This is a genomic window from Altererythrobacter sp. Root672, assembly GCF_001427865.1.
In the GTDB taxonomy this organism is placed as follows: Bacteria; Pseudomonadota; Alphaproteobacteria; order Sphingomonadales; family Sphingomonadaceae; genus Croceibacterium_A.
Genome location: NZ_LMHH01000001.1, coordinates 1,143,320 through 1,157,443, shown reverse-complemented (window position 1 = coordinate 1,157,443; position 14,124 = coordinate 1,143,320). Strand labels below are relative to the sequence as shown.

The window sequence follows — 14,124 nt, the reverse complement described above, 5'->3', positions numbered from 1 at the left end:
AGGTTTCGCTGAAATCCGAAAAGATGACGTTATTTTTCGCGCAGGCGAGGCATCAGTTCGACGAAATTGCAGGGACGGTTACGGCTGTCGAGTTGCTCGGCCAGGATGCCGTCCCACCCGTCCTTAACCGCGCCGTTCGAGCCGGGGAGGGCGAAGATGTAAGTGCCCCGAGCGACCGCAGCACAGGCGCGCGACTGGACCGTGCTGGTGCCGATGGACTTGTAGCTGATCCAGCGGAACAGCTCCCCAAACCCCTCGATGTCCTTTTCCTTGATCCGGTCGATCGCCTCGGGCGTCACATCGCGGCCGGTGAGACCGGTGCCGCCGGTCGAGACGATGGCATCGATCTGCGGATCGTCGATCCAGTTGTTGAACCGCCGAGCGATCGCGTCGGCGTCATCCTTCTCGATAGCCCGCGATGCGAGCTTGTGTCCGGCGGCCAGGATACGCTCGGCGAGGATATCGCCCGAGGTATCCTCATCCGGGCCGCGTGTATCCGAAACGGTGAGAAGGGCGATGTTTATGGGCTTGAATTGGCGCTCTAAATCGATCGCCATCAGTTGGCCCCAGCCGAAAGGTAAACGCGCCCGCCACCGGTCTCATTGTTTCCGGGAAAGGCCGGCCAGGCGTTCTGCGCCAAGGCGATGCGGCTACCTGACAAGGCCTCGGCCTGCCGTTCGTACATCCAGTAGTTCTTCATCACGATGGAGACGTAGCTGCGCGTTTCCCAATAGGGAATCGATTCCATGTAGAGCAGCGGATCGCCCTGGTCCCGTACCTCGTAGTTCCAGCGCGTCACCGGGGTCAGGCCGGCATTGTAAGCTGCGATGATCTTTGGAAGCGCGCCGCCAGTCGCCGGACTGTCGCGCAGCATTTCGAGGTTCTGCTGACCGAACGCCAAGTTTACGCTCGGGTTGAAGATGTCGACCTGGCTGGCGCTCATTCCCAATCCCGGTGCGTGTTGGCGCACGGTGATGGGCGTGATCTGCATCAACCCTTGGGCCTTGGCCGGGCTCACTGCTTCAGAGCGGAAGTTCGATTCCTGCAAGGTATGGGCGTAGGCCAGTGCCGGATCGACGCGCCAGCCTGTCATCGGCGCCCATTTCGGCGAGGGATACTGCGAGGCCGGATGGGCCTGCGCGCCGTTCGGGGCATTGTTGGCCATGTAGAGCTGCGTAGAGGGCAGGCTCAGGTCGCGGGCCAGGCGCGAAAGCGCGCCATAATCGCCGGGATCACCGATCTGAGCCTGATGCAGCAGAACCTGGCTGCACAGCTTGTCTCGACCGATTTCAGCCAGCGCGATAGCGACGCGGACGTTGCTGATACCGCCGATGCGGTGCCAGTCTTCGTAGGAGAAGTCGGCCTTCGCCTGGCGGTCGGGAAGAGCCGTACCCAGCTGCTCGATCGCCAGCATCCCATAAAGCGTCTCGTCGGCACCGGCGGAGAGGCGCAAGAATTCCGAACTGCGGTCAGGCTGACGGCAGCGCAGAGCCGCGCGCCCTGCCCAGTAATAGGCGGCAGAGCGGAGTTCGGTGTTGCCTGCGCCATAGGCCGCGCGCTCGAAGGCTTGGCCCGCCTGTTCGCAGTCACCAAGCCGCCAGGCCGCGAGGCCCATGGTAAAGTCGCCCTCGGCCACCCACGAGCCGGCACCGGCGCCGACAGTTGCGGCCTGAGCGAAGGCCTGAGCATCCATGTTCTCGATGTAGTAGCTCCAGGCGACCTTCTGGCGCCATTCGGCCTTCGCTTCGGGGCTGAGCTGTGCATCGATACCGTCGAGCAGGATGCGGGCCCCGTCAGGGTCGTCGTTGGTGATCCGTTCCTGGATGGCAGTGCGAATGTCGGCCGGCATGGTGCCGTCTTCAATCGAGCGTGGTCGCGTGCGCTTGGTCGCTCCGCTAGTCGCATAGAAACGTTGCTCATAGGGCAGCTCGGGCATGGCCGTCGCGCCGCGCGTGTAGGCGAGACGAGCCAGGCGATCCGCCTGCGGCAAGTCGCGTCCAGCGGCGAACCAGGTCTCGATCCGAGGCAAATCGACCTTTGGCGAGTTGGCGGCGAGGTAGATTTCGGCTCGGGCAACCGGGTGAAGAATACCGTCGCGCTGCGACAGCAGGGTTTCGGCGCCGGCCCAGTCTTGCCGGTCGATCGCCGCGAACACTTGCGTGTAATAGTCGCGCGTAGCCTGGTCGAGTTGCCGCGGCGCCTCGCTGCGCGAGGACCGGCTCGAAAAATACTCCCGCGTCGGCTGAGCAAGAGCCGGCACGGAATAAACCGCGGCGACCGCGCCCAGGGCGAGCATCAGTTTCCTCATCATGCGTCCCCGTCCGTCCATTCAAGCCACCGCCGCCAGAGTGAGGCACGCAACAAGGGGTGATCAAGCAATCGCCCGGGCGCGTAGCTCGCCAAAAGCGGCAGCGTGCCGCTTTGAATCGTGAATTCGCCAATTGCGGGAGTGCCTTGCGCTGGATCGTGCCCCACAAGCGGTAGAATGCCGGTCCCGAAAACGATCAGTCGGGCAGGATTCGCCAGTTCGACGTGGTGCTTGATTATGGCGCCAAGTCCCTGGGAAGACAGGCGATCCCAATCGGGCATCTCGATATGTTGCGGCAGGGCTGACGCCAAATAGACCTGTTCCGGAGCAAGCCCCATTGCCTTCACGAAAGAGGCCAGGAGCTTGCCCTGGGGGCCTCCAAGCAGACTGTCGCTGTCGCCTGCTTCGGGCATCGGCACGATAAGCATAACTGGGGCGGAGTGGTCACCGCGCGGCGGAACGCGCGGGTGAGGGCCGGTCTGGCGAAAGCTCGGCTCTTCCAGCCACCATTGCTTGAAGCCGGCGAGATCTGCCGGCCAAGCCGTTCGCTCGCCACCCATTGGCGGAGTTTCCGGCTCCGGCGGCGTTTCCACACGAACTTTGGCTGCGGGCGCGGGACTCGCGGCAACTTCTTCGGCCAGCCAGGAAATGGGCTCGTCCTGAAAGACCAGGTCGACGCCCGCGTCACGCCACCATGCCTGGGCAGCGGCGATGCTATCTGCGAGCGAGGGGGCGGGGCGGTTGTTCATGTGGTGCGCTCGGGTCTTGACCTGCTGGCATGCGACGATCAAGTCCCGAACCCATGCTAACCCCCCAAACTGACAGCCACCGATGAGCGATCAACACCCAGAACGCGAGGCCATGCCGGTCGATGTCGTCATCGCCGGGGCCGGGCCTGCCGGACTCGCCGCGGCGATCCGTCTGAAGCAGCTCAACGAAGACCTAGAGGTCGTCGTGCTCGAGAAGGGTTCCGAGGTCGGGGCGCACATTCTCAGCGGTGCTGTGATCGACCCGCGGGCTCTCGACGAGTTGTTGCCCGATTGGCGCGAAAACTGCGCGCTGGCCGAAGTACCCGTCACCGAGAACCACCACTGGTTCCTCACCAGGAACGGCAAGTGGGGCATGCCGCACTTCCTGTTGCCGCCGCTCATGTCGAACGACGGCTGCTTTACGGGCTCGCTCGGTAACTTGTGCCGCTGGTTGGCGGAGCAGGCGGAAGCGCTGGGCGTGCAGGTGTTTCCCGGGTTCCCCGCCTCCGAAGTGCTGTTTGACGAGAACGGCTCGGTCATGGGCCTGGCAACGCAGGACATGGGCGTCGCTGCGAATGGCTCGCACAAGCCTGACTATCAGCCGGGCATGGAGCTCCACGCCAAGTACACCCTGCTGGCCGAGGGTGCGCGGGGACATCTGACCAAGCGGCTTAAGGCTCATTTTGCGCTGGACGCTGAAAGTGAGCCGCAGGTCTACGGCTTGGGTATCAAGGAGTTGTGGGAGATACCTGCGGACCGGCATGAGCCGGGTCGAGTCATTCACACCCAAGGCTGGCCGCTGTCGGAGAACGACACCTGGGGCGGCGGTTTCCTGTACCATCAGGCCAATGGCCAGGTGGCGCTCGGCTTCGTGACCGCGCTCGATTACGCCAATCCGTACATCAGCCCGTTCGAGGAGTTTCAGCGCTGGAAGCAGCACTCGGCCATTCGTGAGGTGATCGAAGGCGGGCGACGCGTTTCCTATGGTGCTCGCGCGATCAACGAGGGCGGATGGCAGTCGGTGCCGAAGCTGGCGTTCCCGGGGGGGGCGTTGATTGGCTGCTCGGCCGGTTTCGTCAACGTGCCGAGGATCAAGGGCAGCCACACCGCAATGAAGAGCGGCATGCTCGCCGCCGAAGCCATTGCCGCCGCGATCGCGACCGATCGCGAGAAGGATGAACTGGCCGAATACGACAGCGCCGTCCGGTCGAGCTGGATCGCTGACGAACTCAAGCAAGTGCAGAATGCCCAGCCGCTGGTCTCCAGCTTTGGAGATGTGCTGGGGACATTGCTCGCTGGTGCCGACATGTGGCTGCGGACGCTGAAAATCCGCCTGCCGTTCTCGCTCAGTCATCACACCGATGCCGAGGCAACCGGGCGTGCCGATCTCTATCGGCCGATCGCCTATCCCAAGCCGGACGGGAAGATCTCGTTCGACAGGCTGTCCTCGGTGTTCCTGTCGGGCACCAACCACGAGGAAGACCAGCCCTGCCACCTCCTGCTCAAGGATCCGACGATACCGGAGCGCGTGGACTGGCCGATCTACGCTGGTCCCGAGACCCGGTATTGTCCCGCCGGAGTGTACGAATACGTCGGTGTCGAGGAGGGTGAACCGCGCCTGGTCATCAACGCTCAGAACTGCGTCCACTGCAAAACCTGCGATATCAAGGATCCGCCGCAGAACATCGAATGGGTCACGCCCGAAGGCGGCGGCGGGCCCAACTATCCGAATATGTGAGCGGGCAGGTTGCAGCTTTCCGAAACAGCCTACGCCAAGATCAACCTCGCTCTCCATGTCCGGCGGCGGCGGGAGGACGGCTATCACGAGCTCGAAACGCTGTTCGCGTTCGTGGACGCGGGTGACCGGATCAATGCGCGGTCCGCTCCTCAGGATGAGCTTAGGGTCGTTGGTGAGTTCTCGGGACAACTCACTGATCCGTTGAATAATATTGTCGCCAAGGCGCTTTCGCTTCTTCCCCGCCCAGACGGCCTCTCCGTGCTTCTGGAGAAGAACCTGCCGGTTGCAGCGGGGCTCGGCGGCGGTTCGGCAGACGCCGGGGCGATTTTCCGCCTCGTGCGGGATGCCTTTGGCTTGCCTGACGACTGGCACTCGCGCGCTGCAAAGCTGGGTGCGGATGTGCCTGCTTGCGTTGAGAGCGAAGCCTGTATTGGTCGCGGGACGGGGACCGAACTCGAGCCGGTCGAGAATGACCTGGCGGGCACGGCTGTTCTCCTGGTCAATCCCCGCCTGCCGTTGTCCACTGGACCGGTCTTTGCGAACTGGGAAGGTGTCGATCGCGGTCCACTGACCACTGGTCCGGCATCAAAGATCGCGCGTGAAGGGCGGAACGACCTCGTAGAGCCTGCCATCGCGCTTTGTCCGCCGGTCGCCGAGGTGCTTGGCGAATTGCGCGGGGGGCCGGCCGATCTGGTCCGCATGAGCGGTTCGGGCGCGACTTGTTTTGCCCTCTACAGCAGTCATGACGTCATGCTCAATGCCGCGGAAACGCTGGCTTTGCGCCGTCCCGACTGGTGGCAATTGAGAGGACGTCTGAGGTGACTGAGGAAGCCTTCCGTATCCTGGGAACCCCAGTCACTTGCGGCATTCTCGTAGTGTCCGATCACGCATCAAACCGGGTGCCGGACGATATCGATCTGGGAATCGACCGCGCGCTGCTGGATCAGCATGTGGCTATCGATATCGGTGTGGCGAAGGTGGCGGAGCGCTTGGCCGCAATGCCGCAGTTCGCGGCCTTTCTTGGCAATGTCAGTCGACTGGTGTGCGACTTCAACCGGGAGGAAGAGGCGCCGGCGGTTGTTCCCCACGCCAGCGACGGACACGACATTCCCGGCAACCTGTTCGACGTCGCTGGGCGCGAAGAGAGACTGGCGCGCTTCCATCGTCCCTATCACACGGCATTGGCCCAGCTGATCAGGCATGCACCGCCGAGTTTGATCGTCTCGCTGCACAGCTTCACGCCGCAACTCACGACCCGCCCGGAAGAAATGCGCCCGTGGCAGGTCGGTGTCCTCTACAACGAGGACGACCGAGCCTCGCGCCTGGCGATCCCGCTGCTCGAGGATGACGGACTCGTTGTCGGCGACCAACAGCCCTATTCGGGCAAGCTGCTCAACGCGACGATGAACATCCACGCTGAGGCGAACGGCGTTCCTTACGTCGGCATCGAAGTGCGCCAGGATCAGATCACAGACGCGACCGGTCAAGCGCTCTGGGCCGAGCGACTTGGCCGCATCGCCTCGACAGTGCGGTTGGAACTCACGCAATAGCCGGGCTTTGCCCGCCAATTGCCGATTTGTTCTTCGACTGCTTCGCTATCTGATATAATGCGCCCGCACATCTGTTTGCGTACGTTCCGGAAAGTCTAGCCAATGCCTGCCTATCGTTCCCGTACTTCGACCCATGGCCGCAATATGGCCGGCGCCCGTGGCCTGTGGCGCGCTACGGGCATGAAGGACGATGACTTCGGCAAACCGATCATCGCGGTGGTCAACAGCTTTACCCAGTTCGTGCCGGGTCACGTGCACCTGAAGGACCTCGGTCAGCTCGTCGCTCGGGAGATCGAGGCAGCCGGCGGCGTGGCCAAGGAATTCAACACCATCGCGGTCGATGATGGCATTGCGATGGGGCACGACGGCATGCTCTATTCGCTGCCCAGCCGCGACCTTATCGCCGACAGCGTCGAGTACATGGTCAACGCGCATTGCGCCGACGCGATGGTGTGCATCTCCAACTGCGACAAGATTACGCCTGGCATGTTGATGGCGGCGCTCCGTTTGAACGTTCCGGCGGTGTTCGTCTCGGGCGGCCCGATGGAAGCCGGCAAGGTGGTGTTGCGCGGCAAGGAAGTTGCGCTCGACCTCGTCGACGCCATGGTCGCTGCAGCCGACGAACACATGACCGACGAGGAAGTGACCGCGATCGAGCGCTCGGCTTGTCCGACGTGCGGTTCGTGCTCGGGTATGTTCACCGCAAACTCGATGAACTGCCTCACAGAGGCGCTCGGCCTCTCGCTGCCGGGCAATGGTTCGCAGCTGGCGACGCACTCTGACCGCAAGCAGCTGTTCGAGCGCGCCGGCCGGCTCGTGGTGACGCTGGCCCGCCGCTACTACGAAGAGGACGATACCAGCGTCCTGCCGCGCTCGATTGCCAGTTTCTCGGCCTTCGAGAACGCGATGTCGCTCGACATCGCCATGGGCGGTTCGACCAACACAGTGCTTCACCTGCTCGCCGCCGCTCATGAGGCGGGTGTCGACTTCACGATGACCGACATCGATCGCCTGTCGCGGCAGGTGCCGGTGTTGTGCAAGGTCGCACCGGCCAAGTCCGACGTACACATGGAAGACGTCCATCGGGCCGGCGGGATCATGTCGATCCTCGGCGAAATGGAGAAGGGCGGACTGCTCAATACCGCGTTGCCGACGGTGCACAGCCCGACGCTGGGTGATGCCCTCGAAGACTGGGACGTGGGCCGCACGCGCAACAACAAGGTTCATGAGTTCTACGCCGCCGCTCCCGGCGGGGTGCCGACGCAGACCGCGTTCAGCCAGTCGCGCCGCTGGGAAGCTCTCGATCTCGACCGGGAGAACGGTGTGATCCGCTCGGTCGAGCACGCTTTCAGCCGGGACGGCGGCCTCGCCGTGCTCTCGGGCAATATCGCGCTCGACGGATGCATCGTGAAAACGGCGGGTGTCGACGATGCGATTCTCAAGTTCACTGGCCCGGCAAAGGTCTACGAAAGCCAGGACGCCGCCGTGGCGGGTGTCCTTGCCGGACATGTCGTGGCGGGCGACGTGGTGGTGATCCGCTACGAAGGACCGCGCGGGGGGCCGGGCATGCAAGAGATGCTCTACCCGACCAGCTACCTCAAATCGAAGGGCCTGGGCGCGGCCTGCGCGCTGATTACCGACGGGCGTTTCTCGGGCGGCACTTCGGGGCTTTCGATCGGCCACGTCTCTCCCGAGGCGGCCGAAGGCGGCACGATCGGCCTGGTCGAGGAGGGCGATCTGATCGAGATCGACATCCCCAACCGCACCGTCAACCTGGCCGTGTCGGATGAGGTGCTCGCCGAACGCCGGGCCGCGATGGAAGCCAAGGGCGACGCTGCCTGGCAACCCGCCAAGGCCCGTCCACGCCAGGTTTCGCCTGCACTCCAGGCCTACGCCGCGATGACGACCAGCGCTGCGCGCGGTGCGGTGCGCGACGTGACACAAATCCAGGGCCGCCGCTGATGCGGAAGGCCGTGAGCGCGGCATTATTCCTGCTCACGGCCTGCTCCCAGGGAAACGGCGCTCCGCCGCCGGATCCGGAAAACCTCGTCGAATGTGCCCTTGCCGGGGCTGGTGCCTTTGAGCGGACCTGCGCAATTGAAAGCAGCGTGGGCGCAGAGGGCCTGGTGCTTACAGTGCTCCATCCGCAAGGTGGCTTCCGTCGTTTCACCGTTGTCAGCGATGGACGGACCGTGTCGTCCGCTGACGGAGCGCAGCTCGCGTCGGTCACGCCGCGCGAGGACGGGATCGAAGTCACCGTGGGCCTCGATCGCTATCGCATTCCGGCCAAGGCCATGAGCCATGACGCACAGTGACCAGGTCCTCACCGTCGCGCAGATGCGCGCGGCCGAACAAGCGCTGATCGACGGCGGCGAGACCGTCACTTCCTTGATGGAGCGCGCCGGCAAGGGCGTTGCCGATTGGGTTTGGCGGATCGCTCATGGGCGTTCGGTCACAGTCCTGTGTGGATCTGGGAACAATGGCGGCGATGGCTATGTAATTGCGAGAGAACTTTCCAGTCGTGGGGCGGCTGTGGTGGTCGTGGCGCCGCTCGAACCAGCGACGGAGGCGGCCAAGGCTGCGCGCGAAACCTATCGTGGAACGATCGACCTCGCCGGCAACGGAGGGGTCCTGGTCGATTGCCTATTCGGCAGCGGGCTAACTCGGCCGCTATCGCCTGAGCTCGCCGCGCTCCTGTCGCGAGAGGCGGTGCGTCATTCCGCTCTCGTGGCGGTGGACATGCCGAGCGGTATCGACAGCGACACAGGTCTTCCCTTGAACGACGGTCTGCCGGTCAACGACGTTACCGTCGCTCTGGGTGCCTGGAAGTTCGCGCATTGGCTGATGCCGGGCATGGCGGCAATGGGCCACCGACGCCTGGTTTCGATCGGCGTTGAGCCCGTCGAAGGCGCCGCAACACTCCTCGGCCGACCGCACATCTCCGTCCCGGCCATTGATGCGCACAAATACACTCGTGGCCTGGTGCTCGTCGTTGGCGGAGCCATGCCAGGCGCCACACAATTGGCGAGCGAGGGAGCATTGCGGGCCGGGGCTGGCTGCATCCGTCTCGCTGCGCAAGGCCTGCACCCTTCGGCCACGCCTGACCTGGTCTTGAAACGCGGACCGCTTGTCGAACTCCTCTCGGATGACCGGACCTCGGCGGTGCTCGCCGGTCCAGGCCTCGGGCTTGACGAAACGGCGCGGGTGAAGCTCGGCGAAGTCCTCGCCGCAGACCGCCCAACCGTGCTTGATGCCGACGCGCTGACCCTGCTTCGTCCACGGCACTGCGAAGGCCGCTCTGCCGCCCTGGTCCTGACGCCGCACGAGGGCGAAATGACGCGGCTTGGCGAGGCTTTCGGGATAGAGGCGGGCAGTCGGACGGAGCGAGCCTTGCAGCTTGCTGAGGCCGCCCAAGCGGTCGTTGTCGCAAAGGGGCCCGATACACTCATCGCCGCGCCGGGTGGGAAGCTTACTATCGCGCCGCCGGCCACGAGTTGGCTCTCGGTCGCCGGGAGCGGGGACGTGCTCTCGGGAATAGCCGCCAGCCGGCTTGCCACCGGGGCCGATGCTTTCACCGCCGCCTGTGAGGCCGTCTGGCTTCACGGCGAAGCTGCACGGCTCGCTGGGCCGGCTTTCACCGCCTCCGGGCTGGCGCGATACGTTTCGGAAGCCTACGCGGCCGCGTTGTGAGTACATCAGAAGAGATCGTTCGCGTCGCCGCCAAAGGCGATGGCGTCACCGCGTCGGGCCGCCACGTCGCCTTGAGCGCGCCAGGAGACCGTGTGCTGCCCGATGGCACGCTCGAATTCGGACCGCATCACGCCGAGCCGCCGTGCCGCCACTTTGGCCGGTGCGGGGGGTGTCAGCTGCAGCAGCTCGACGAGGAAGTACTGGCCGAGTTCGTTCGCGACCGTGTGCTGAATGCGGCCGAAGGGCAGGGGCTGATCCCTGAACAAGTCGCACCCGTCCACCTCTCGCCGACGAGGACTAGGCGTCGTGCGACGCTTCGCGCGATCAACGGCGGGGGAAAGCCGCTGATCGGTTTCAACGAGGGTGGCTCTCACCGGGTGGTCGACATGCGCGAGTGCCATGTCCTGCATCCCGACCTGTTCGCCCTGATCGCCCCTCTGCGCGACATGCTGACGCCGCGGCGTGACAAGTACGCGGTGGAAATCTCGCTGACGCTTGCAAGTCAGGGCGTCGATTGCGCGATCAAGGGCCTTTCGCTCGAGGGCCTGGCCCAGACCGAGGCCATGCTCGACTTCTGTCGCGACCAAGGCCTTGCCCGCCTGACGCTGGACCAGGGCTATGGGGCGGAGACTTTTTGGGAGCCGGTGCCAGTGACTGTCTCCTTCGGCGGTGCGGAGGTTACCATGCCGGCCGGCGCCTTCCTGCAGGCGACGGCTGATGGCGAACGGGCGCTGGTGGAAGCGGCGCGTGAAGGGCTGGCCGATTGCAGCAAGGTGGCCGATCTCTTTGCCGGCCTCGGCACCTTCACCTTTGCGCTTGCCGGTTCGGCCCGTGTGACCGCAGCCGAGGCTTCGCGTGAGGCGCTGGTTGCTTGCCGCGCGGCCGCTGGGCGCGCTGGCTTGCCGGTCGAGGCCCTGCATCGTGACTTGTTCCGCAACCCGCTGCGCTCGGAAGAACTTGCTGGGTTCGACGGGGTCTTGCTCGATCCGCCCAGGGCGGGCGCGCGGGAGCAGGTGGTTCAGCTGGCAGCGAGCTCGGTGCCACGGATCGTCTATGTCAGCTGCAATCCCTCTAGCTGGGCACGAGATGGCAGGGTCCTTGCCGATGCTGGCTATCGGCTCGCTGACTTGAGACCGGTGGGCCAGTTCCGCTGGTCGACACATGTCGAACTGGTGAGTCTGTTCGTACGATAGCGCTCGAACGATCGATCGTAATCGTTGAAAAGCTGCGGCCTTCCAGCGCGACAGAAGGCGGGCGAGGTGGGGGAGAGAGTTGTGCATGGGAGACCATCATGCATATCCAATCCTTTGTAGGAAAATGGTTTTTATCCTATTTCTTCAACGCGGTGACAAGCTGCGCGAATAGCCATTCCCTGGCATCGGGCTCGACGAAGGCATGGCTGGCGCCCTTGCACGTCGACAGGCGCGGATCGTGCCGGTCCCATTCGGCGAGGAAGGCCTGCGCCGTGCGGTCGCGCTCTGCGATGAGGATCCGCACCGGTCCGGCAAACGCCTCGAGCCCGACTTTCATCTGCTGGGCAAGCCCCGATGGCGCTGCAGGAGCGGTCGCGGCGCGCTTGAGGCCGGAGGCGAGCTTGCGCAGCGACACACCGCCGGTGACAAGGCGGAGGACTTCCTTCGGGTCGCGCAGCTTCTGGGCATAGCGCGCCCGAATGGCCTCCGCCGGCGGGGCGCCGTCGTCTTGCTCGATGGTCCAAGGGTTGGCGAGCACCAGGGCGTCACATCCCACGCCGGAATTGAGCATCAGCGTGCTCGCCGCATCGCAATTGCCGAAACCGACCACGCGCGACAGGCCGGGCCGCTCGGCCCTGAACGCCTCGACCGCACAGGCAAGGTCGGCGCCGCTCTCACGAAACTCTCGGTTTTCGCCGCTACTGTCGCCGATGCCACGGCGATCGTAGCGGAACACAGGGAAGCCTGCTTTGGCCAGACGCGCTGCCAGCTGGGCTTGACCCGCAAAGGCGCCGGAGCGGATCTCGTTGCCGCCGCTTACCAGCAGCAGGCCCGCTGTTCCCTCGGCATCGTCGAGCGTGCCGACGAGCGTGTCCCCTTCGCACCCGAAGGCGAGATGCCGTCGGCTCACTTGGTAAGCTCCGAAACGACGAGCGCCGCCAGCGCCTCGGCCTGGGCCGGATCATGATCGGGCTCAGCCCGGAGCCACAGGCCCGCGCCGCTGAGGTCGCCCTGAGCAAAATTGGCGAGCGCGGCGCCGCCAGAGGGTTCAGCGGTCTCAAGTTCTCCGATCATCTGCGCGCCAAGGCGATAGCCTGCCAGTTCGAGTCCCTCTCGGCGGCCGCGTTCGAGCAGGGTCTCGCGGTCTTCCTCGATCCCCGCTTCCTTGCTGGCGATCATCCGCGCCCGCATCATGGCTCGCAGGATCGATGACCCGGTGGCGGGGGCGTAGCGGAGAACCGGGAGGCTGAAGGGCGCCACGAGAGCACCGCCGCGAAGTGTCAGGACATGGGTAGCGCCGAAAAACGAGGCCGCTGCGGTCGACGCTTCGCGCCAGGTCTCGATCGATTGGGCCTCGATCGCACTGAGGCTCTCGTTGCAGCCGGGAAGGTCGGGGAGAACCGAGGCTATGCCCGACTGCTCAAGCCGGCGCATAACCTCGACCGTGAAGTGGCGCAGCTTGTTTGCTTCGTCGAACAGCGCGGGCAGGATCAGGACCCGAGTACCGCCGCCGCTGCCGATCGTCAGCGCGTATTCGTCTCCGCCGGTGGAGCTGGGCCAGGCGGCGATCACTGGGAAAGGTCAGCCGTCGCGGCGCTTGGTCTCGACGAAGCCGAGCAGCGCCCCATAGGTCTCGAGCATTTCGCCATCGACCTCGTCGTCTTCGATGATGATGTGAAGCCGATCCTCGATCTCGGTCAGCAGGCCCGCCACTGCCATCGAATCGAGCTCGGGCAGATGGCCGAACAGGCCGGTCTCGGCGGTAAAGGCGTCGACGCGGGCGGAGCTAAGCCCCAGCACGTCGCGCAGAACCCCGCGCAGGATCAGGTCGGTCGCGGAAAACTCGCCCATGGAAACCGGCTCGCTCGACATCCAAATGCCCCTTCTTGCGCGGCCCCCTACAGAGGGCTTGGCTGCGAAACAAGCTGGCGCAGCAGCGACTTGCCGATTGCGGGCCAGTTGCGGGGATTGCCAGCGCGCCAGCAAGTGAGGCGATATCGCGGGCGCACCTCCTCCATCCAATCGCGCTTGTAGGGATCGTTTCCGGTGCCGAAATCGACGCATTCGACATGGTCGCGGTCGATCACTTGCTCGAACAAGGCGGCCGTGAGCGTCGTGCCCGCCGACAGCGGCTTGGCGCTTTCGAGGTGGGCCAGCTTGTGGATGTAGGCGGTGCCGTGATCGACGGTCCACATTTGCGCGGCGACGACTTCGCCTTCGTGCGAGGCCAGCCCCAGTCTCAAGCGGCCTGCCTCGCCCTCGGCTTTGGCGAAGTTGCGGAGGAGGGCGCGGTCGCCCTCTTCGGGCTTCCAGCTTTGAGCGTAGATCGCCTCATAGGAAGCCCAGGCATCATCATGAAAATCCGTCAGAAGTTCGATTTCGACCTTCTTCGCCTTGCGCTTCAGCGTCGTTCGCAGTGCGCCCGGTCGGCCCGCAAGGAATTCAGCAAAGGCGCGGCCATCCACGCGCAGAAAGTGGTTCCAGTCGCAGCGCTCGCGATGCACAAACCAGCCGGCATTGCGGAACGCGCTCTCCAGGCGTGTGGCTGTGCCGTCCTCGTCCGGCAACTTCGAGAGAGTGACGCAGGTTGCCTTGCGAGAAAGCTCGCTGGCGGCCCGTTCGAGCAACGGCTCGCGTGATCCCTCGTCGGTCGCAAGATCGGACCATGTGAAGGCGTACCAGTTGCTGAAGCTCTCGAGCCCATGCGAGTTACGGGCAAGGGGCAGAGCCACCACGCCCCGTCCATCGCGGGCGAGCGCGATCACCGGTTTGGCCCCGGCGCTTTCGAGCAGGGCGAACCATTCCGGACGGGTAAACGGATTGCGGCTCGTTAAACCTAAGCCTTGCAGATCGTTAACCGTGTCGTGATAGCTGACCGCCGTCACACTTCCGCACT

At 64.6% G+C, this 14,124-nt stretch carries 14 protein-coding genes; 7 read left to right on the top strand and 7 right to left on the bottom strand.

All coding sequences use genetic code 11. The features are described 5' to 3' along the window. Window positions 1-29: 29 nt before the first annotated feature. The 3 genes from moaB to ASD76_RS05600 are packed head-to-tail and all read right to left on the bottom strand — an operon-like array spanning window position 30 to window position 3,057. A complete protein-coding gene (gene moaB / locus ASD76_RS05610) occupies window positions 30-557 on the bottom strand; it encodes a molybdenum cofactor biosynthesis protein B (RefSeq protein WP_055919649.1) in 528 nt (175 codons plus the stop codon). Next, window positions 557-2,308, bottom strand: coding sequence for a lytic transglycosylase domain-containing protein (locus ASD76_RS05605; protein ID WP_156457672.1), 1,752 nt, complete (start codon window positions 2,306-2,308; stop codon window positions 557-559). The genes moaB and ASD76_RS05605 overlap by 1 nt, the downstream gene beginning before the upstream one ends. Beyond that, window positions 2,308-3,057 carry a hypothetical protein gene (locus tag ASD76_RS05600; protein ID WP_156457548.1) on the bottom strand — a complete coding sequence of 250 codons (750 nt, stop codon included), beginning with the start codon at window positions 3,055-3,057 and terminating at the stop codon, window positions 2,308-2,310. Before ASD76_RS05600 ends, ASD76_RS05605 begins: the two co-directional genes overlap by 1 nt. 82 nt (window positions 3,058-3,139) lie before the next feature. Between ASD76_RS05600 and ASD76_RS05595 the strand changes: the two genes are divergently transcribed. The 7 genes from ASD76_RS05595 to ASD76_RS05565 all read left to right on the top strand — a co-directional run bounded on the left by ASD76_RS05595 (window position 3,140) and on the right by ASD76_RS05565 (window position 11,228). Further along, complete coding sequence (locus ASD76_RS05595; RefSeq protein WP_055919640.1) at window positions 3,140-4,795, top strand: electron transfer flavoprotein-ubiquinone oxidoreductase; 1,656 nt, start codon at window positions 3,140-3,142, stop codon at window positions 4,793-4,795. A 9-nt stretch (window positions 4,796-4,804) separates the two neighbouring features. Continuing rightward, complete coding sequence (locus ASD76_RS05590) at window positions 4,805-5,617, top strand: 4-(cytidine 5'-diphospho)-2-C-methyl-D-erythritol kinase (RefSeq protein WP_055919637.1); 813 nt, start codon at window positions 4,805-4,807, stop codon at window positions 5,615-5,617. After that, a complete protein-coding gene (locus ASD76_RS05585) occupies window positions 5,614-6,345 on the top strand; it encodes an N-formylglutamate amidohydrolase (RefSeq protein ID WP_055919635.1) in 732 nt (243 codons plus the stop codon). The genes ASD76_RS05590 and ASD76_RS05585 overlap by 4 nt, the downstream gene beginning before the upstream one ends. Window positions 6,346-6,447: 102 nt before the next feature. Continuing rightward, window positions 6,448-8,307 (top strand): dihydroxy-acid dehydratase, encoded by a 1,860-nt coding sequence (gene ilvD, locus ASD76_RS05580; RefSeq protein ID WP_055919632.1) that lies wholly within the window; start codon window positions 6,448-6,450, stop codon window positions 8,305-8,307. Continuing rightward, window positions 8,307-8,660: a hypothetical protein gene (locus ASD76_RS05575; protein ID WP_082553615.1), complete on the top strand. Its 354-nt coding sequence runs from the start codon at window positions 8,307-8,309 to the stop codon at window positions 8,658-8,660. Before ilvD ends, ASD76_RS05575 begins: the two co-directional genes overlap by 1 nt. Then, window positions 8,647-10,035, top strand: a complete 1,389-nt coding sequence (locus ASD76_RS05570; RefSeq protein ID WP_055919629.1) for a bifunctional ADP-dependent NAD(P)H-hydrate dehydratase/NAD(P)H-hydrate epimerase — start codon at window positions 8,647-8,649, stop codon at window positions 10,033-10,035. Before ASD76_RS05575 ends, ASD76_RS05570 begins: the two co-directional genes overlap by 14 nt. Then, window positions 10,032-11,228, top strand: a complete 1,197-nt coding sequence (locus tag ASD76_RS05565) for a class I SAM-dependent RNA methyltransferase (protein ID WP_055919626.1) — start codon at window positions 10,032-10,034, stop codon at window positions 11,226-11,228. The genes ASD76_RS05570 and ASD76_RS05565 overlap by 4 nt, the downstream gene beginning before the upstream one ends. A gap of 136 nt (window positions 11,229-11,364) precedes the next feature. On the opposite strand, the gene ASD76_RS05560 is transcribed toward ASD76_RS05565, so the two are convergent. The 4 genes from ASD76_RS05560 to ASD76_RS05545 are packed head-to-tail and all read right to left on the bottom strand — an operon-like array spanning window position 11,365 to window position 14,113. Beyond that, window positions 11,365-12,138: a hydrolase 1, exosortase A system-associated gene (locus ASD76_RS05560; protein ID WP_055919623.1), complete on the bottom strand. Its 774-nt coding sequence runs from the start codon at window positions 12,136-12,138 to the stop codon at window positions 11,365-11,367. After that, a complete protein-coding gene (locus tag ASD76_RS05555) occupies window positions 12,135-12,800 on the bottom strand; it encodes a hypothetical protein (RefSeq protein ID WP_055919620.1) in 666 nt (221 codons plus the stop codon). The genes ASD76_RS05560 and ASD76_RS05555 overlap by 4 nt, the downstream gene beginning before the upstream one ends. A gap of 9 nt (window positions 12,801-12,809) precedes the next feature. After that, window positions 12,810-13,100 carry an acyl carrier protein gene (locus ASD76_RS05550; RefSeq protein ID WP_200943046.1) on the bottom strand — a complete coding sequence of 97 codons (291 nt, stop codon included), beginning with the start codon at window positions 13,098-13,100 and terminating at the stop codon, window positions 12,810-12,812. A gap of 26 nt (window positions 13,101-13,126) precedes the next feature. Next, a complete protein-coding gene (locus ASD76_RS05545; protein WP_055922977.1) occupies window positions 13,127-14,113 on the bottom strand; it encodes a GNAT family N-acetyltransferase in 987 nt (328 codons plus the stop codon). Window positions 14,114-14,124 lie beyond the last annotated feature (11 nt).

Bases quoted from the DNA above. Each gene is read 5' to 3' on its own strand.
- ASD76_RS05600 (WP_156457548.1), bottom strand. From the start codon at position 3,057: ATGAACAACCGCCCCGCCCCCTCGCTCGCAGATAGCATCGCCGCTGCC.
- ASD76_RS05575 (WP_082553615.1), top strand. From the start codon at position 8,307: ATGCGGAAGGCCGTGAGCGCGGCATTATTCCTGCTCACGGCCTGCTCC.
- ilvD (WP_055919632.1), top strand. From the start codon at position 6,448: ATGCCTGCCTATCGTTCCCGTACTTCGACCCATGGCCGCAATATGGCC.
- moaB (WP_055919649.1), bottom strand. From the start codon at position 557: ATGGCGATCGATTTAGAGCGCCAATTCAAGCCCATAAACATCGCCCTT.
- ASD76_RS05570 (WP_055919629.1), top strand. From the start codon at position 8,647: ATGACGCACAGTGACCAGGTCCTCACCGTCGCGCAGATGCGCGCGGCC.
- ASD76_RS05550 (WP_200943046.1), bottom strand. From the start codon at position 13,100: ATGTCGAGCGAGCCGGTTTCCATGGGCGAGTTTTCCGCGACCGACCTG.
- ASD76_RS05595 (WP_055919640.1), top strand. From the start codon at position 3,140: ATGAGCGATCAACACCCAGAACGCGAGGCCATGCCGGTCGATGTCGTC.
- ASD76_RS05605 (WP_156457672.1), bottom strand. From the start codon at position 2,308: ATGAGGAAACTGATGCTCGCCCTGGGCGCGGTCGCCGCGGTTTATTCC.